Genomic DNA, 17,527 nt, shown 5'->3' with positions numbered 1-17,527 from the left:
GCCAACGAATCCAGGCGCCCTGTCATGGAACTCAGCCGTCGAGGGCTCCCTGCTGGTTCTACTCTCGCTGGAGCGACGCCTTGCAGAGCTAACATGCCGACGCATCAGCCCCGCGAGATCACCCATGTGTGCAAACCGCCCAGACGGTCCCCACGACCGTACAGTGAGCTGTTCCGAGTTTCGTAGCAGCCGGTTTGTATGGTTTCAGGCGGCGTTCGTAGTCGCCTGGGATCGGTAGTGCTGAGCCTCGAATTCCTCGGGCGGGAGGCAGTCGAGGGCTGAGTGCAGGCGCTCGGTGTCGTACCAGGCGACCCACTGGACGACGGCACGTTCTACCTGGTCAGCGTCCCGCCAGGGTCCTTGGTGCTCGATCAGCTCAGCCTTGAACGAGCCGTTGGTGGCGCCGAGGCACGCGAGGAGGCAATCGGCGCCGCCGGTGGTCTTCGAAGTCATGCCCGTGATCCGGCCAGTGACTTTCCGCTTGTGCCCACGACAGACGCCGACGACAGGGTGCACGGTTGCGGCCGGTAGGCGGGGGCGTCAAACCGGCTTGGTCACCGCGACAGTGGCGAATGTTCATCCACTCTCTGCCTGACCATCGCACGTCAGTTCATGCGCTCACACTCGGATGGGTCCACCCTTGACGCTCTCCCTCCTGAAGGAGGGAGATTCTTACGGCTCGCGCCGTGAGACTTCCTGTTTCATCGCCGACTGCCCGCCCGGAGTTCTCCGTTGAGGTCTTACACCAGCTCCACAGGCCGACACCGCCCGTCCGGCGGCCAGCAGGTTGCGTGCGGCGTTCACGTCCCGGTCGTGGGTCGTGCCGCAGGCGCACGTCCAGGTGCGGACGTGCAGCGGCATCTTGTCCTGCAAGGTGCCGCAGACGGAGCACAGCTTGGAGGAGGGGAAGAAGCGGTCGACCGCGATCACTTCCCGCCCGTGCCACTGGGCTTTGTACTCCAGCAGGCTGCGGAACTCGGCCCATGCCGCGTCGCTGATGGCGCGGGCCACGCTCCGGTTCCTGACCATGTTTCGCACGGTCAGGTCCTCGATCACGATCGTTTGGTTTTCACGAACGAGCCGAGTGGTCAGCTTGTGCAGGCCGTCACGGCGCCGGTCGGCGATCCGGGCGTGGATCTTCGCGACCTTCAGCCGGGCCTTCCTGCGGTTGGCGCCGTCACCCCTGGCCTTGCGCGCAAGGGTGCGTTGGGCCTTCGCGAGCCGGGCACGGTCCGTGCGCTCATGCCTCGGGTTGGCGATCTTCTCACCGGTGGAGAGCGTCAGGAGGTGGTTCAGACCGACATCGACACCGACCGCCGCATCCGTGGCGGGGAGCGGCTTGACGGTGGGGTCGTCGCACAGCATGGAGACGAACCAGCGACCGGCGCTGTCCTGGGAGACCGTCACAGTGGACGGCTTCGCCCCCTTTGGGAGCGGGCGCGACCACACGATGGCCAGCGGCTCGGCCATCTTCGCCAGAGTCAGCCTGCGCTCCCGGAAGCGGAAACCGCTGGTGGTGTACTCGGCGGACTTGCGGGACTTCTTGCGGGACTTGAAGCGCGGGTACTTGGCCCGCTTGCTGAAGAAGTTGGTGAACGCGCTCTGCAAGTGCCGCAGCGTCTGCTGCAACGGCACCGACGACACGTCGTTGAGGAAGGCCAGTTCCTCAGTTTTCTTCCACGCCGTCAGCAGGGCCGAGGTCTGGCTGTAGTTGACCCGCTGCTGCCGCGTCCACGCCTCCGTGCGGGCCGCAAGCGCCAGGTTGTAGACCTTCCGCACGCATCCGAACGTGCGCGACAGCTCAGCTGCCTGCGCATCCGTCGGATAGAAGCGGTACTTGAACGCCCGCTTCACGTGGTTCGTGGTCACGCTCACAAATTAATGCGACCGCATGTAAAGATCAAACCTGCGGGTCAGAGCACTGTGATCCGCCCTGGCGGCGAATCGCAGCCCTTGCCCTGCTCCGCAGGAGTCCGTTTCCTCTCCGCCCCGAAGGGCGGAGTATCCACGGAGGAATCAGATGACCAGGAGGATTCACGATGACATCGTGGCGCCGCGCCGCATCCGCCGTACTGTCCGTCAGTGCGCTGGCAATCACTCTCTCGACCGGGCCGGCAGCTGCCAAGGACGACCCCTTCGCCTTTGCCGTGATCGGTGACGTCCCCTACGGCGACGCCCAGATCACCGACTTCCCGAGCGTCATCAACCAGATCAATGCCGACCCCGACGTGAAGTTCGTCGATCACCTCGGTGATATCAAGAACGGTTCGACGGTCTGTAGTGACGCCTACTTCCAGCAGATCAAGTCGGACTTCGACCAGTTCAAGGATCCGCTCGTCTACACCGTCGGCGACAACGAGTGGACCGACTGCCACCGGCCCAACAACGGTGGGTACAACCCGCTCGAGCGCCTGGCCGCGATCCGGCAGGTCTTCTTCCCTCGGCCCGGGCGAACGCTCGGGCGGCACAGTGTGCACGTGGCCTCGCAGGCTGACCAGGGCTACCCGGAAAACGTCCGGTACACCCGGTCCGACGTGGCATTCGCCGCTCTGCACATCGTCGGCAGCAACAACAGCCTGGCCCCGTGGACCGGCAACACCGCGCCCACAAAGGAGCAGGCCGCCGAGGTTGCCGGACGCGTCGACGCCGTGCTGCAGGAGATCCACAAGACCTTCGACGCGGCCAAGGACGACCGCAACAAGGCCGTTGTCCTGCTCACTCAGGCCGATATGTTCGACCCGACGGTGACCAACCCGGCCTTCGCCGACTACTCCGCCTTCAAGCCGATCGTCGAGGCGATTGCCAAGGAGTCGGCCACGTTCCGCGGCCCGGTCTACCTCTTCAACGGAGACAGCCACGTCCACAACAGCGACAAGCCGCTGGACGCTGGCTCCAAGTGGCTCTCCTTCTACGGGGTCACCACCGCCGCGCCGAATCTGACCCGGGTCACTATCGACGGGTCGACCGACGTCGACAACTGGCTGAAGGTGACCATCAACGCCCGGTCCAAGAATGTCCTGAGCTGGACCCGGGTGCCTTTTACCTCCTGACCGACCAGCAGGCGCGGTCCGCGCAGGAGCAGCTGGACCAATGCGTGGCCCCCGGCGGTGGTGAGCCGGACGCCGAGGGTGCGCAGCATGGTGGTCTGCGGGGCGCGGCGACGGGGTCCTGTTACGGCCCTCATCGGCACGGCTCAGCGGCACGAGATCCTGGTGACTCCTGCCCGCCCTGAAGGGCGGGCAGGAGTCACCTATTTCGGTCAGTCCAACTGCATACATACCTGCGGCTTGAGGCCGGACCTTGCGACCCAGCCCGTGGTGCTGGATTTCAGGCCGGACTTGGAGCGGTCTTGCAGGCTCACCCAATACCACGCTCCCTTTGCCCCGTTGGCGCTGATCGAGTCCGCTGGGTAGAGGATCCCGAGCGTCGTGTGCTTCGTGCTCGGGCCGCTCCGCAGCCGCAGCGCAGACCTTGGCTGGTGGCCGCACGAGTTGAAGTCCCGGGCCACGACGGCCGTTGAGGCCGTGGCCGGCAGGGCATGGGCCGCGGGGGCGGGCAGCATCGTGCACAGTGGCGCGGATATGGCCAGGGCATACGGGAGGAGCTTTCGCATGCTCGGCTCAACCGATCGTCGCCAGGCTCTCGTCACGGGCCGCCCCAATTGATCACCGCATGTGCGACAGTCGCGAAACATCTCGTCAGACATGCAGTCTGAGCGCGACGAGCGCGTGGCGCCGCCCGATGGGCAGAGTCGCGGCCAGTCCGGCGAGCGCGGCCTCGACGTCGTCCTCGGCGAACGCCTCGCGGCTGGTGCCGGCGGGCGGTCAGTGCTGGTTGCCCGTACGGTCGGTATGGGTGCCCTGACAGGACGGTACTCATGTGGCCCCGCGGGTCCGTCGCACGTACCGCGGGGCCCCTTCGCGCGCTACGTGCGACGCATCAAGCAAACGACCGGCCTGCCCCGGACGGCTGCGGCAAGGCGGCCTAGCCGCCCGTTCGGGGCGCATGACACGTTTCCTACCGGCAACCCAAGATCCCCGTCAGTTCGCGAAATCTGAAGGCTCCTCAGCGGGAACCCGCGGCCGCGTTTCGCTGAGCGGCGCGAAGCTGGGTGATGCCCGCCCCCGCAGACCGTGACCGCCTGAGATTCAGGGTGCGATGCGACGGGCCACCAGGATCGTTCCGTGGGTCGCGAGCTCAGCCACTTCTACGACTCGGCCTGGTCGGGGGGCGTGCACGACCAACCCGTCGCCGATGAACATGGCGACATGTTCGGGTCGGGATGCCGTGCCGTTAGTGAAAACCAGGTCACCCGGCTGTAGAGCCTTGGTCGACACCGCCCGCCCGTCCTTGATCTGCGTGTAGGTGGTCCGGGTGATTTCGATGCCGGCCACTCCGTAGGCGCGTTGCATCAGGGAGGAGCAGTCGCACCGGTCGCGGGCGTTGTTGCCGTGGGGGTTGGTGCAGGTGCCGCCCCACTGGTACGGGGTGCCGAGCTGGCCGAGGGCCCAACGGATCGCGTTGCGTGCCTGGATGGGGGCGGTGACGGGGATCTGGTATCCCTCGGGCAGTGTGCCCGCGGGGATGCCGCCGTTGTCGGTGCCGGCCTGGGTGGCGCAACCGGCCCCGAAGCCTGCTGCCGCCGGGATGATGCCGGGGATGGCGGCCGCTGTGCCCAGCGTTGGCGCGATGGCCTGCTGCAGGGCGGTGGCGAGCGCTTCGTGCCTGGCGTACGCGTCGGGTAGGCCGGACTTCTGGACCTTCTGGGCGGCGACGGTGATCGGCATGCTCTCCCAGTCCTTGAGGAACTTCAGTGCCTTGTAGAACCTCGTGGCCGCGTACACCGGGTCCATGATCTGCTCGCGGGTGCCCCAGCCCTGGGAGGGGCGCTGCTGGAACAGGCCGAGGCTGTCGCGGTCGCCATGGTCGACGTTGCGCAGCCCCGACTCCTGCAGGGCCGTGGCGAGCGCGATAACCTGACCGCGTGCCGGGATGCTCATCTGTGCTCCGGTCGCCACGATGGCTTTCGCGTTGGGGATCTGTTCCTTCGGTGAGGGCAACCCAGCTACCTTGACGTTGCTGCGGCTGCCAGCGAGCACCGCTTTGACCTGCTGGGCGACCTGGCCTGTGTCGACGTCCATGCCGCCGGACCCGTTGGCGGCGCACTGGGCCCGTGCGGCCGCGGCTTCGGCTTCGCTCTGCCCGATGCCGGCGACGTGCGCGGCGATCGCCGCCACGAGGACGATCGCCAGCACGATCAGGCCGGTGCCGCCAGCCAGCCACTTCTTGTTCTTCTGCGTCACGACGATCCTTGCGGAGGCCTACGCCGACGGGCCAGTTCCCGCTCCTCCCGGTCGGCGAGCCAGGCATCGAATCCGCCCGGCCCGCTCACGGACCGGCTCGGCGGCGTGGCCGCCTGCTGGATACGGCGCGAGACGACACGGTGGGCCTGGACGTGCCGACGGGGACGCCTCGGCTGGCCTGCAGCGGACGCGCCGGTCGTGAATGTGGTCGAGGAGGCCGCGGCGGAAGCGGTCCGCGGTCGAGGCGTTCGGGCAGCCGGTCCTGTCCGGCGCGGGCCGGCCGGACGAGTGGAACCTGCGGGGCGCGGCGGATGCGTAGGCCTGGGCGGGCCGCACTGGGGGCCGTTCGGCTGCGGCCCCTGTGGCGGGGTGCCCGGACCGCCGGGTGCACCCGGCTGGTTGCCCGGGCGCCGTGTGGGGCGGCTGGCGGTGCGGGCGCGGTGCGGCCGGCCGCGGCGGCGGCGGCCAGTCTGCAAGCGGGTCACCAGGGCGGTGGCGCCGACGGTCCGCGGCATGGAGTAGGCGATGGCAGCGAGCGGGTTGCCCTGGGCGAGAGAGACGCCGACCAGTGCACCGCGGACCAGGCCGCGGGCGGTCTTCCTGACGATGTGGCGGTTCTTGGGGACTGCCGAGGTGGAGGGACCGCTGAAGACGGAGCCGTGGGTGCCGCCGATCCGGGCGGCGGACATCTTGGCCCGGAAGTTCGCGGCGGTCTGCTTGGAGCGGGCGGACAGCTGCTTACGCTTCTTGACCGCGCCGATGCACACGAGGTCGACAACCAGGAAGCGCAGGGGTAGTTCTCTGCCCCAGTCCTCCTGCACGGGGTCGAGGACGGCCTGGACGATGAGGATGAACACCGCCAGCGCGATGACGGCAGTGAGCATCTGGCCCAGGGACCGGAGCACGGAGGCGGCCCAGTCCCACAGAAAGGCGCGGCCGGCGCCGGGGATGGTGCCGACGATGAGGGCGGGCTCGCCGCGGATCGCGTCCCAGGCGATGCGGCACTGGGCGACCAGGAAGCTGCCGGCGAGGCCGGAGATGAGGACGCAGACGATGATGGCGGCGATGAGGAGGAAGAGTCCGCCGCCGAGCTTGTCGAGGCTGGCCTTCTTCGCAGCGTCGGCGTCACCGGGCACGCAGTGTACTTCGAAGCGCTCCATGGGCGGGTCGCCGAAGTGGTCGACGGCCCACCGGGTGCTCATGCCGATCTGCATGTCGTACCAGGAGGAGACGGGCAGGCCGACGGGGCTGAGGTAGTCGGTGAGGCCGGTGAGCTTCTTGAGCTTGTTGGTGCGGGAGTGGACTTGCCGGTCGAAGGCGAGCTGCGCGAGCCGGGTGTCTGCGTACTCGGTGGCGCACTCGCCTTCGAAGACGCGGCCGTACTGCAGCAGCATGGCGGGTTTGACGATGAACGCGTCCGTGAGCGCGTCGGTCAGGGGCCGCGACAGGGTGCTGCTGGTGGCCGGGGTGGTCACGCCGTCGCTGGCGTTCGGCGTTGCCGGGTTGGCGTCCAGGATGACGTCGGCGACTTCCAGGGCCAGGCCGCGGGTCACCGCGATCGCCCCGTCCTGTTCCCCGAGGAGTGTGTGCGGGGCGGAGGACAGCAGCGTGGTCGTCAGCGCCGCCAGCAGCAGGGACAGGGCGGCGTCACCCCAGCCCCTGGCCTTGTCCCCGAAGAAGATCCGGGCGACGCAGATGACCGCGCACACCGACAGGAACAGCGCGGGCAGGCCCATTTCCACGATGACGCGGGTGTGCAGGGAGTCGGCGACCGACAGCACCGGGACGAGCAGCAGTTTGGCCAGGCCGAAGGACAGGGACCAGGCGATGAGCCAGCAGCAGAACGCGATCAGCCACTTGGTGACCATGAAGCACAGCTCGGTGAGCAGGTTCTCGATATCCAGGTCCCAGTCCGTCAGGCCGCCGGTATCGGACTTGACGGTGTAGACGCTGATCGGCAGGCCGTTGGCGTCGGTGACGTCGAAGACACCGAGGACACCGCCCTCGTCGGGGAGCAGCTTGCGCAGCCGGTCCTTCTCCGTGTCGAGCATCGCTTCCTGTGCCGCCTTGGAGAACTTCTCGCTCTGCTCGCGCATGACCTCCTCGATCGCCTCGATCTCTTCCGGCGTCGGGGTGCGCTGGGCGCCGGCGGCCGGCGAGGTCGGGGACGGGGTAGGGGTGGGTTCCGCGTGAGCGGGCAGCGACGTGAGCAGGGTGAAGGTGGTGGCGGCGAGCACGGCGAACAGGAGCGCCAGGCGCAGCCGCGCGGCCCCCAGCGCCCGCAGCCGCATCCGCCAGGTCACAAGCGTGGTCATGTTGCGGTCCGGTAGTCGCTGGGGGTGGTGTGGATGACGCGCATGACGGCCGGGTCCATCGGGATGAGGACCTTCATCAGTCCGATGCGGCCGGCCAGGTCCCGGTACAGGCACTCCCCCGCCCGGGCGAGCTTCTCCTCCTCCGGCAGGTCCAGCGGCGACAGGCCTGCGGTGACCAGGTCAAGCAGTTCGGGATCGGTCGCATCAACGCCGAGGAACTCCAGACCACGCTCGGCAAGCGAGCGAGCCGTCTGGCGGAAGAGGAGCCGGTGAGGGATCAGGCCGCGGATGATGGCGCCCTTCTCGCTCTCGGCCGGCCCGATGTCATCCGGGTCATGGGAGCCGACATAGGCGGCGGCGTTGTGCTTACGGCCGTCACGCATGAGCTCGAGCAGCAGCTCCAGGCCCTCGTCCGAGCTCGTGAGCCACCAGCATTCGTCGAAGACTGCGACGCCGAACTCGTCCTTGTGCCGCATGACGGTCTCGCGCGCCACGGCGGCGATCAGGTACATCAGCGAGCGGCCCAGAACCTTCTCGAACTCCAGGCGCTCGATGCGATGGTCGGAGGCCAGCTCGCTCTTCTTCGGTAGCGCCAGGGAGCTGACGAGAAAGACGACGGAGTCGGCCCGCGCGGTATCCACCACCGGCAGCGACTCGTCGAACACGACAGCAGCGAGGTCCTTGCGCGCTACCGCCTTGAGCTTGCGGGCCAGGTTCCGGGCAGGGGTGTCCTCTCTCCCGCGCAAAGCGAGCTCATCCATCAGGGCGCGCATGGAGGGCTCGGACCGCTCGAGGACGGCCTGCACCGCTTCGGACAGTGCAACGCCTTCCAGGTCCATCGGCTTCACACCGAGCAGAAGCGTCAGGAAGGACTCACAAAAGCGGGCCGCGACCTTGGGGCTGTCCTTCACGTACAGGCGCAGCGGGTCGAGAGACACTTCGGCGCTCTGGCCGATACGGATGACCTGGGTGGTGCCGGGGCAAGCCTGCGCGAACCTCGCCCATTCCTCTTCCCTGGTGCGGTCGACGATGACGGCGCGCCCGCGGCTGTTCGGCTTCCCGGGCTGGTGGCCACGGGCCAGGACGTTGTAGACCGCCGACTTCAGGCCGACGGACTTGCCGGCGCCGAGCTCGCCGATGAACGCCATCGACGCGGACGCGTTCTCCCGGGGCCCACGGGCCGGGTCAACCATGACCGGGCGGGCACCGCCGGAAGCGAGCTGCAGCCCGAACAGGCCGCCCCTTTCGTCACCGAGCTGGGAGCCGCACCAGGGCATGGCCATCGCGAAGTCCCGGGCGAGCAGGTACTGGGCGTACCCGGTCATCACCCGCGGGGTACGGCAGCCGGGCAGCATCGCGTGCCACAGGCTGGTCTGCTCCCCCACCGGCCGGGAGAACGTGTAATCGGTGGCGCCGAAGTCACTGGACAGGGCGGCCGCACGGTCCTGAGCTTCGTCCGCAGTGGCACCCCAGACCACAAGGGTGACCATGGCGCGGATCTCGACCTCGCGGGCCGAGGCAGTGAGCCGGCCACGGAACTCGTCGTTGTCCGCCTCGTTCTTCGCGAGCGCTGCCGGCGGGCCGGCCGGGTCGCCCTGATACTCCGCGGCCTGCGCCTTCAGGTGCCGGGCGCGCTTGCGGGTCTTCGCCTCCGCTTTGGTGCCTGGGGTGATGACCAGCCGGGCGGTCCAGTCCACGGGGTAGGCCAGATCGTCCAGCTGCTGCAGGTACGCCGCCCCAGGCAGCGCGAAGGCCTCCGGCATCTCGGACAGGGCCAGCACTGCCTGGTAGGAGTCGCCCCACTCGGAGGAGACCTGAACGAAGCGCCGCTCAAACGGATTGCCCGGTGCTGTGCGGCGCTCGGTGAAGTCGGCGCCGCCCTCGGCGACCAGCACCTCCCCCAGGGCCGCAACCGTCCGGCCGCGGCCGCGCACGGGTTGCTCGGTGCCGTCGGGCAGGAACGGCTCCGCCAGCCCGCGGCGCGCGCTGTGGCCGTAGATCCACAAGATTTCCGCCTCGGTGGCCGGCCTCATCGACACCCCGGTAGGCCACTGGGCATGCATCCGCTTGGACTGCTCGGTGCGCCGCTCGACTTCGCCGGCGGTGATAGGTGCGGGCATGAGGCCGAGCTGCAGCGCGACTTCGGCCTTGGCCGCGGCGAACGCGGACAGGGCGGCGTCCTTGCGGGACAGCGGCGGCAGCGGGATAGCGAGCCAGTCGGTGCGGCCGGTCAGCTCCATCTCCTCGAGCTGGTCCAGCACGGCGTGACCGAGCCGTTCGTAGCGCGGTGACTTCTTCAGGTCGACGTCGGCGACCATGGCGCGCACCACGGCGATCGGGTCGACCTGCGGGCACAGCGACATCAGCATCGGCTCGCCCGTCAGCGACTTGAACAGCGACTCAAGCGACTTCAGCCGCCGCTTCTTCTCGGTCGCCCGCGCGTGGGAGTAGTTAGCCGCAGCCACCCGCCAGATCGCCCACGTGGTGCCGTGCGTGGTGAAGACGAGGTTGTTGGCAACGTGCCGGATCGGCAGGCGCATCTCACTCCTCTGGGTCGGTTCGTGCGGACGTGGCGCGGCGGGCGAGCAGGGCCTGCACACCGGACGCCACAGGGGCGCCGGCAGTCGCATCGGGGGCGGGTGTGGCCGGCGCCAGCCGGGCAGGGTCGGTGACGGCGACGGCGGAGGCCGGCCGTGCCGCTGCGGAGGCGCTGTCGGCCACAGGACCCTCGGCGGCGACGGTGATGAGCGTGTCGCCGCTCACCGGTCGGGCCGGGCGGAAAGGCCGGCCATGCAGCCGCCCCCACCTGGGGCCGGTCACCATCACGGCGACGCTGACCAGAGCGGCGAGAGGGTTGCGGCCGTCGATGTGCAGATGCCGCAGAACAAACGCGGCCGCGAACGGCAGGCCGAGCAGCACCACCACGTCCATCAGCCCGTGCCCGCCCCAGACCGCACGGGTCAGGATCAGCGCCACGAACGTGCCGACGATCGCCGCGAGCTGAGTGAGCGTGTACGGGCCGCCCGGAAGTCGGATTCCGCGGCCGCCGTGGACGTCGCGGATGACACCGTGAACCAGGGGGGCACGACGGGCCTTGGTGTAGCAGCGGCCGATCAGCTCGTCGCTGGTCTCGGACGCGTCGACAAGGTGGGTGGTCACTGGTCACCAGGCCCGGTGAGCGTGCGGCCTCCGCCGTCGTACTGCGTGATGTCCTCGGTTGTCTTGTCCTTGAGGGTGTCCATGTTCGCGGCGCCGCCCCAGACGATGGCCGAGAAGATCACGGCCATGATCGTCGGGCCGGGCGCCTTCGTCTTCCAGCCGACGATGACCACGAAGGCGCCGCACAGCACCGGGATGGCGACGTTGAAGATGAGGTTCTTGATGTCGTTGCCGAGGCCGGTACCGGTCTGGATCCAACCGGCGGCGAGCGTGATGCCGTGCATGGTGTCTTCTCCTTCAGGAGGTGGCGGTGAGGGTGGGAGCGGTGCTGGGCGCCCTCGAGGAGGTCGTGCCGGCGTTAGGGGCAGCCGGCGCGACGGACGCGGTGGGAGTGGTGGCGGGCGTGGGGGCGCCGTCGAGGCTGGCGATCTCCCAGCGGCCCGCCCGCGCCTTGAGGATCAGCGCGTAGGTGAGCGGCACGCGGACCTCGTCGTGGCCCGTGGCGCGCAGCGCGACCAGCAGCCGCAGCGTGGTGCCGTCGTCAGGCACCGTGGTCACCGGCTCGGTGCCCTTCTCGCCCTCGATGGCGAGGGTGTCGACCGCGATGCCCGTGTACGGCGCGGGAGTGACGGGGGCGAGGTGCGTTCCCGGCGCGAGGTAGCGGTCGAGTTCACCGGCGCCGGTCAGGTAGGCGGTCAGGAACTCGGTGACGGCCTGGGTGCGCGGATCGGCCGGAAGCGCGGGCCGCATCGGCCCGTAGACGAGTCCGGGAGCCTTGATCCGCTCGGGTGCGGCGACCTCGGCCGGCATGGCCAGCGCCGTGTACCCGCTCGCCCCGCCGGCCGTGGTCGCGGTGGCGACCGGGACCTGGAAGTACCGCACGGCCCGGGCAGCCACGGCCTTCGCTTCGTCCTTGCCGTCAGCCTGGGGTCCGTCGGCCGGCTTCGCGGCCGGTTTCGTGTTGGTGATGCGGGCAGCCACCGTGACGGACCAGATACCGGAGTCGGTCTGGCGCAGTCGTACGACGGTGAGCTGCTCGCCGCGCCGCCGGTCCGAAGCCCCCTCCAGGCGCAGGCTCGTGGCGTCCGGGTAGTAGGCGGCGAGCTTGTCCTGGTCGCCCTCCCCCGCCGAGATGAAGGCGGCGAGGAAGAGCTGGGCGAAGCCGGCCGCGCCCTGGGCGCCGGTCGCAGCCGGAGCGGTGGGCGCCGGCTTCTTCTGTGCGGGTCCGGCCTGTGCCGGTGCCGACAGATACGCGAACGCGCCGAGCAGCGGGCCGAGGACGAGCAGGCCCCAGGCCGTCCAGCGGATGGCCGCGGCGGTGTTTGCCTGGGCGCCGGTCGACCAGCCAGCCACATCCTGCGGCCCCTCGTCGATGTCCCAGTCCTGCGGCTCGGTATCCGGCACAGCCGCCTCATTCGCCGGGCGACGGTTCCACATGGACTTCATGCCGAGCCTCCGAAGGACCGCAGGGTGTGGCCGGACAGTTCGGCGATCCGCTGGCGCAGTTCAGTCTCCGGTCGCTGCTGCAGCGCCTCCAGGGAGGCGAGGACCCCGTCGGCGTCGTCGGCGAGGAAGGCACGCAGCCGGTCGTGGGTCTGGGTGTCGAAGGGATGGGAGACCAGCGCGGCGCCGAGCTGGATGAGCAGATGCTGGGCGCGGGTGATGCGCTCTTCGTCTGCGTCCAGGGGCACCTTGGTGGTCTGGGTCATGTGGGTCTCCTTCTCTGGGGGCGGGCGGACGGTGGAGGGATGACGAGTCGGCGTCATGCCGCAGGACTCAGTTGGAGCGATGCCGTCAGGCGGGCCACTGCACGGGAGCGGCGGCGCTGCCACGCCGTGGCGGTCGTGGCGGTGCGGGTGGCGGCGACGGTGTCGGGGACCGGGTCGGTGGTGTAGTGCCAGGCGATGGCGCGGCCGTCGGCTGGCGACAAGGTGCCGCTGGCCATCGCGTCCAGGACCAGCTCGAGCAGCTCCAGGCGGGCGCGGCTGGCTTCCCCTTCGCTGAGGGCCCCGGTGGGCTGAAGGCCGGCGGCGGCCGCGGCCGAGCCGATGCTCCGGGCTTCGGCGATCTCGGCCGGCCCGGGTGTCCTGTCGGCCAGGTCCTGTGCGGCGGCCAGGTCTTCTCCGTGCTCTTCGCGGTCGGCGGCGAGCTCCCGGCAGACGTGACGCAGCGTGTCCAGAGCGAGGTTGGCGGCGGGCCGGCCAGGCCGGGTGTGGATGCGACCGGAGCGGGCGACGACGTAGAGGGCGGCGATGGTCATGTGACCGATGTCGTCGAAGGTGCGGCCACCGAAGGGGCGGACCTGACCGCGGGTCATGCGGACGGCGGCGGGGATCATGGCCTGGACGATGATGCGAGCGGCGAGCGTGGCCGATCGGTCACGACTGGCCGCCCGACGCAGCAAGGCGCGGAGCACGGCATCGATCAGCGCATCGGTCACGGCCCCGTTGGGCGGCTGCAGGGCGGCGAGCAGCTGGGCGGGTCCGAGACCGCGCACCCAGGAATCGGTCACGGCCGCGACGTCGTCGGCCAGGCGATCGGCCATCAGCCAGTCGGTCACGGCGGCCTGAACGGAGGTGTCCGCGCACAGGACTTCCCACTCCACGTCCAGGCGGTCAAAGATTCCGCGGGCAGTTGGGGCGGTCGGCGACAGGTTCGGCACGGCACTTCTCCTTTCGGATGTCGTGCCGTGAACTCTCCTCAGACCGGCTTGCCCAACGGCTTGCCCAACTCCCCGAAGCAGCAGGTGGGAGGCTTGCCCATGGAGCGGGCAAGCCTCCGGTGGGCGATTGGGCAAGCCTCCTAAGGGGGTGGGCAAGCCTCGGTGACCGGTCGATGCAACTCCGGGCAAGCCCCAATGAGCGGTGTACATAGTGAAGTTGCAGGTCACGGGTCTGGTGTGCGTGGGGTTCGGGATGCTCGTGCTGGTCGCGGGCGGATGACTTCGGCGAAGATCGTCGGTCACCGGGCGACTTCGCGGTTCGTCAGGACAAGCAGGGCCCTCACCAGGGCGGTCGCCCACTTCGGGTCGGTGCGTACCTTGCCGAGCACGCGCCAGTTCTTCAGGTGGGCGAAGCCGTGCTCGACCGGTGCCCGGACCGCGGCCAGCGCCTTGTTGGACAGTTTCTGCCCCCGGGTCAGGGGCCGGTTGCGGGCGGCCTTGTATCCGGTGATCACCGCCGGGTCGGCGTCCGGGCCGCTGTCGTCGAGGCCGACGAAGCCCAGGTCGGCGATTGCGCCGAGCCCGGCCGCGCGGAGATGGGCGGTGAGTTTGTCGTGCCGGCAGGCGGTGATCTCCGAGGTGCGTCCGGGCCGCACCGCGGAGACCCATGCCAGACGGCCCTTGTCGTCGGTGAGTGCGATCACGAGCATGCCGTGGCATTTGTGCTCGCCGGAGTAGTTTTTCCGGTTCGCTGTTCCGGTGCGGCGCCGGGTGCGGATCAGCGAGCCGTCCAGAAGCACCACCCCACCACCCTTTCGAGCGATCTTCTTCAGCGCGCGGTCCAGGCGCGGGGCGCGGGCGGCCAACAGACCGACGACCTCCCGCACCCAGCGGATGACGGTGGTGCGGTGCACCCCGTTTCCGCCGGCCAGATCGCCGGGCCGCTGGTCACAGCGCAGCACCGCCAGCACGATCCCCGCGATCTTTCCCGCGGGCAGCGCCCGCCACCGCGAGCCGATCTTCTTGCAGTGGCCGCGTATCAGGGTGGCGAGATAGTTCAGGGTGGCGCTCGACAGCGGCAGGCGGACGGTGTAGACAAGGCCGTCAGGGCCCTCGACGGTGTCGTTGTTTTTCTTCACACCAAACTCAACTGCCGCCGGGGGCCCTCCGGTTACGCCCGGCCGTCCCCCTGCGGCTACCGGCGTGCGGCGAACCGTCCGTCGGGCCGTTTGTGCAGCCAGCCACGATCGGCGAGCTTGGTCATCTTCGCCTGCAGCGGCTCCAGCTTCCCGCGCACCGCCACCTCCAGGCCCAGTTCCTCGCCGACTCCCCTCACCTGGACCGGGCCGTCGGCGGCCCGCACGATCGCCAGAATCCTGCGGTAGTCACCGGGCAGCGCAGCCTCGTCAGGATCTTCGCCGCGGTACGGGATCAACAGCACCGCCCGCCCCGCCACCCGGGCCGGAACCGGGGCCGCGGCCTCAGCGGCCTCCTCCACGGCGCGGTCCTGCTCAGCCAGCAGGTTCAGGACCCGCTCGGCGATCACCAGCTCCTCCCGCTCGACCTGGACCTCCTGCAGCTGCTTGGCCAACTCCGCGGCAAGCGCATCCAGTTCACTGCGGCGAGCCGTGATCCGCTCCCGCTCCTGCACAACCGCACCCTCCCCGCTTCCCGGCGTACCGGCCCGGTGACGGATCGTATGGGCAGCCCGGCGATCGGCGCAGCAGAACCTCACAACGCCTTCAGCTGGCGAGCCGGACGATCTACACCGTGGACACCCGCCGACGACCAGCGCGAGTACCCCGTTCGCCCTTCACACCAGACCCGTGACCTGCAACTTCACGATGCACACCGCTCATTGGGTAAACGCTGCTTTTGGTCAGCAGCGAGGCGTCACCATGAGGGGATGACCGCGACGAACGGCATGCAGCGAGCACCAGCCATCAGCCTGTCCAAGGTGCAAGAACGTGCGCCCGACCTGGTCAGCCTGTACAAGGTCGCGGGCGACAGTATCCGCGGGCATGGGCTGGAGGGCGTGCGGGCCGCGGTGTACCTCGTGCTGGACCGGTCCGGGTCGATGCGGCCCTACTACCGGGACGGGACCATGCAGCATCTGGCCGAGCAGGTCCTGTCGCTGTCGGCTCATCTCGACGACGACGGGGTCGTGCCGGTGGTGTTCTTCTCCACCGATGTCGACGGGTCCACTGACCTGACGCTCGGCGGGCACCGCGGCCGCATCAACAAGCTGCACGAGAACCTCGGTCATATGGGGCGCACGAACTACCACTGGGCCATGGACCAAGTCATCGACCACTACGTGACTCCTCCCCCTCGTGAACGAGGGGGCTTCTCGCTATGCCGGTGCGGCTTCGCGACGGACCAGCCCGGCCCGTAGAACGTTCAGGGCGCCCACCGTGTCCGCGTGCGCGCTGTGGTCGCACGAGACGCAGTGGAACTTCTCCTGTGTGGGCCGGTTCTCCGCTGCGACGTGCCCGCATTCGGGGCAGGTCCGGGAGGTGTTGCGGGGGTCCACAGCGATCACGTCTCGTCCGGCACTTTCAGCCTTGGCGTGCAGGATCGTCAGGAACACCCCCCATCCGGCATCCGAGATCGAGTGGTTGAGTCCGGCCTTTGCGGCGGCCCTGTTGGGCAGGAAGCTGCCCGGCCGGTCGGGGTCGGGCCTCGGTGCGGGGGCCTTGACCATGTTGCGGATCTTAAGGTCTTCGTGCGCGATGAAGTCGTGTTCGCGGACCAGGCCCCACGCGGTCTTGTGTGCATGATCGAGGCGCTGACGGCGAACCTTTCGGTGCAGGTCCGCAACCTTCTGGACGGCCTTCTTACGCCGGTTGCTGCGGCGCTTGCACCGAGCGACAGCCTGCTGTGCCGCTTCGAGCTTCGCGGCGGCCTTCCGCCCGTGCCGGGGTTCTCGATGAACTCGCCGCCCGAGTCGGCAAGGAAGTTGGCTATGCCCATGTCGATGCCGACCACAGAGCCGGTCGCGGGAAGCGGCTTAGGCGCGGTCTGCTCGGCGGTCAGGATCACGTACCAGCGCTTGCCCTCACGCTTGAGGGACACGGTCTTGACCTTGCCGACCACCGGCCGGTGCTGGTTGACCTTGACGTGCCCGACACCTTGGAAGCGGACGCGGGTGACCGGGTCGTGCGGAGTGGAGTCCCAGCGGCAGCCGTCCCCGTTTTTGGGGAAGTCGACCGTGTCGAACCAGTTCACGCCACGGAAGCGCGGGTAGCCCGGCGTTTCCCCCGCCTTGACGCGGCGGAAGAACGCGGCGAATGCCTTGCCGAGACGGCGAAGCGTCGCCTGCTGGGAGGAGAAGGACCACCGGCCCTGACGCTCCGGGTCGTGCACCCGGATCTCCTTGAGCTGCGCGGACTGCATCCCGTACTTGATGCTCGTCTTCGATACGTGCCGGTACGCGTCACGGCGTTCCTGCAAGGCACCGTTGTAGAGGGAGCAGTGATCGCGCAGCATCTCGCCCAGTGCGATCGTCTGGCCCACGGTGGGCCGCATAAGGAACTTGTACGCACGCATCATCCGACCCACCCCCTTCCACGTTGGCTCGCTTGATCATACTACGCTTGGCGTATGTCACCACGCTGGAAGCCAAACCCCGATATCCGCACCGGACGGCACGTCACCTACACCCTCCACGCACACTTGGTGTTCGTCACCAAGTACCGGCGTGACATCTTCGATGACGCCATGCTCAAACGGTGCGAGGAGATCATGCGAGAGGTCTGCGCCAGCTTCGAGACAGAGCTACGCGAGTTCAACGGCGAGGCGGATCACGTGCACCTGTTGGTGCACTACCCGCCGAAAGTCGCCCTGTCTAAACTGATCAACTCCCTCAAGGGCGTAAGCTCCCGGTACCTGCGGGCCGAGTACACCGGCCGCATCAACCGGATCGGCATGGGGTCAGTGTTCTGGTCCCGCTCCTACTTCGCAGGATCATGCGGCGGTGCACCGCTGACCGTAATCCGCCAGTACATCGAAGGCCAGAAGCGGCCTATCTGACCGCAACGACAGAGGCGGAGCGAACTCCGGCGCTTCGCGCCTCCGGGCTTAGCCTC

14 protein-coding genes and 2 pseudogenes are annotated in these 17,527 nt (G+C 68.9%); 3 read left to right on the top strand and 13 right to left on the bottom strand.

From position 1 onward, the window contains the following. Nucleotides 1–204: 204 nt before the first annotated feature. Both OG972_RS48210 and OG972_RS48205 read right to left on the bottom strand, forming a co-directional pair. Nucleotides 205–453 (bottom strand): integrase core domain-containing protein, encoded by a 249-nt coding sequence (locus tag OG972_RS48210; RefSeq protein ID WP_266993444.1) that lies wholly within the window; start codon nt 451–453, stop codon nt 205–207. Between the two features lie 219 nt (nt 454–672). Then, nucleotides 673–1,869: an RNA-guided endonuclease TnpB family protein gene (locus tag OG972_RS48205; RefSeq protein ID WP_266977707.1), complete on the bottom strand. Its 1,197-nt coding sequence runs from the start codon at nt 1,867–1,869 to the stop codon at nt 673–675. Nucleotides 1,870–2,039: 170 nt separating this feature from the next. Here OG972_RS48205 and OG972_RS48200 point away from each other — a divergent pair, with 170 nt between their 5' ends. Then, the gene (locus OG972_RS48200) at nt 2,040–3,050 is read left to right on the top strand and encodes a metallophosphoesterase (protein ID WP_266993442.1); all 1,011 of its coding nucleotides are present in this window, start codon (nt 2,040–2,042) and stop codon (nt 3,048–3,050) included. Between the two features lie 1,098 nt (nt 3,051–4,148). Here OG972_RS48200 and OG972_RS48195 read toward each other — a convergent pair. The 10 genes from OG972_RS48195 to OG972_RS48150 form a co-directional block, all read right to left on the bottom strand. Next, complete coding sequence (locus tag OG972_RS48195) at nt 4,149–5,303, bottom strand: C40 family peptidase (RefSeq protein WP_266993440.1); 1,155 nt, start codon at nt 5,301–5,303, stop codon at nt 4,149–4,151. Then, nucleotides 5,300–7,618, bottom strand: a complete 2,319-nt coding sequence (locus OG972_RS48190; protein WP_266993438.1) for a hypothetical protein — start codon at nt 7,616–7,618, stop codon at nt 5,300–5,302. The genes OG972_RS48195 and OG972_RS48190 overlap by 4 nt, the downstream gene beginning before the upstream one ends. Beyond that, nucleotides 7,615–10,158, bottom strand: coding sequence for an ATP-binding protein (locus OG972_RS48185; protein WP_266993436.1), 2,544 nt, complete (start codon nt 10,156–10,158; stop codon nt 7,615–7,617). Before OG972_RS48185 ends, OG972_RS48190 begins: the two co-directional genes overlap by 4 nt. 1 nt (nt 10,159) lies before the next feature. Further along, nucleotides 10,160–10,777, bottom strand: a complete 618-nt coding sequence (locus tag OG972_RS48180) for a hypothetical protein (RefSeq protein ID WP_266993434.1) — start codon at nt 10,775–10,777, stop codon at nt 10,160–10,162. Continuing rightward, a complete protein-coding gene (locus OG972_RS48175) occupies nt 10,774–11,061 on the bottom strand; it encodes a hypothetical protein (protein WP_266993432.1) in 288 nt (95 codons plus the stop codon). Before OG972_RS48175 ends, OG972_RS48180 begins: the two co-directional genes overlap by 4 nt. Nucleotides 11,062–11,074: 13 nt before the next feature. Further along, on the bottom strand, nt 11,075–12,181 hold the full coding sequence (locus OG972_RS48170) for a conjugal transfer protein (protein ID WP_266993430.1): 1,107 nt from the start codon (nt 12,179–12,181) through the stop codon (nt 11,075–11,077). 38 nt (nt 12,182–12,219) lie between these two features. Further along, complete coding sequence (locus OG972_RS48165; protein WP_266993428.1) at nt 12,220–12,486, bottom strand: hypothetical protein; 267 nt, start codon at nt 12,484–12,486, stop codon at nt 12,220–12,222. A gap of 53 nt (nt 12,487–12,539) precedes the next feature. Further along, nucleotides 12,540–13,439 (bottom strand): hypothetical protein, encoded by a 900-nt coding sequence (locus OG972_RS48160; protein ID WP_266993426.1) that lies wholly within the window; start codon nt 13,437–13,439, stop codon nt 12,540–12,542. 299 nt (nt 13,440–13,738) lie between these two features. Then, nucleotides 13,739–14,578: a transposase family protein gene (locus tag OG972_RS48155; protein ID WP_266993424.1), complete on the bottom strand. Its 840-nt coding sequence runs from the start codon at nt 14,576–14,578 to the stop codon at nt 13,739–13,741. Nucleotides 14,579–14,634: 56 nt separating this feature from the next. Beyond that, nucleotides 14,635–15,090, bottom strand: a complete 456-nt coding sequence (locus OG972_RS48150; RefSeq protein ID WP_266993422.1) for a hypothetical protein — start codon at nt 15,088–15,090, stop codon at nt 14,635–14,637. Between the two features lie 255 nt (nt 15,091–15,345). Here OG972_RS48150 and OG972_RS48145 point away from each other — a divergent pair. After that, nucleotides 15,346–15,759 (top strand): annotated as a pseudogene (locus tag OG972_RS48145) (VWA domain-containing protein); the annotation flags it as partial. A gap of 33 nt (nt 15,760–15,792) precedes the next feature. Here OG972_RS48145 and OG972_RS48140 read toward each other — a convergent pair. Continuing rightward, nucleotides 15,793–16,991: pseudogene (locus OG972_RS48140) on the bottom strand (RNA-guided endonuclease InsQ/TnpB family protein). 51 nt (nt 16,992–17,042) lie between these two features. On the opposite strand from OG972_RS48140, the gene tnpA reads away from it, so the two are divergent. Beyond that, nucleotides 17,043–17,471 (top strand): IS200/IS605 family transposase, encoded by a 429-nt coding sequence (gene tnpA / locus OG972_RS48135; protein WP_266988239.1) that lies wholly within the window; start codon nt 17,043–17,045, stop codon nt 17,469–17,471. Nucleotides 17,472–17,527 lie beyond the last annotated feature (56 nt).

The organism is Streptomyces sp. NBC_01669 (assembly GCF_026339735.1).
Classification (GTDB): domain Bacteria; phylum Actinomycetota; class Actinomycetes; order Streptomycetales; family Streptomycetaceae; genus Streptomyces; species Streptomyces yanii.
This window is presented reverse-complemented; position numbering and strand designations above follow the sequence as displayed.

Excerpts from the sequence above, each read along its gene's own strand:
- OG972_RS48210 (WP_266993444.1), bottom strand. The coding sequence starts at position 453 with ATGACTTCGAAGACCACCGGCGGCGCCGATTGCCTCCTCGCGTGCCTC.
- OG972_RS48175 (WP_266993432.1), bottom strand. The coding sequence starts at position 11,061 with ATGCACGGCATCACGCTCGCCGCCGGTTGGATCCAGACCGGTACCGGC.
- OG972_RS48185 (WP_266993436.1), bottom strand. The coding sequence starts at position 10,158 with ATGCGCCTGCCGATCCGGCACGTTGCCAACAACCTCGTCTTCACCACG.
- tnpA (WP_266988239.1), top strand. The coding sequence starts at position 17,043 with ATGTCACCACGCTGGAAGCCAAACCCCGATATCCGCACCGGACGGCAC.
- OG972_RS48165 (WP_266993428.1), bottom strand. The coding sequence starts at position 12,486 with ATGACCCAGACCACCAAGGTGCCCCTGGACGCAGACGAAGAGCGCATC.
- OG972_RS48190 (WP_266993438.1), bottom strand. The coding sequence starts at position 7,618 with ATGACCACGCTTGTGACCTGGCGGATGCGGCTGCGGGCGCTGGGGGCC.
- OG972_RS48200 (WP_266993442.1), top strand. The coding sequence starts at position 2,040 with ATGACATCGTGGCGCCGCGCCGCATCCGCCGTACTGTCCGTCAGTGCG.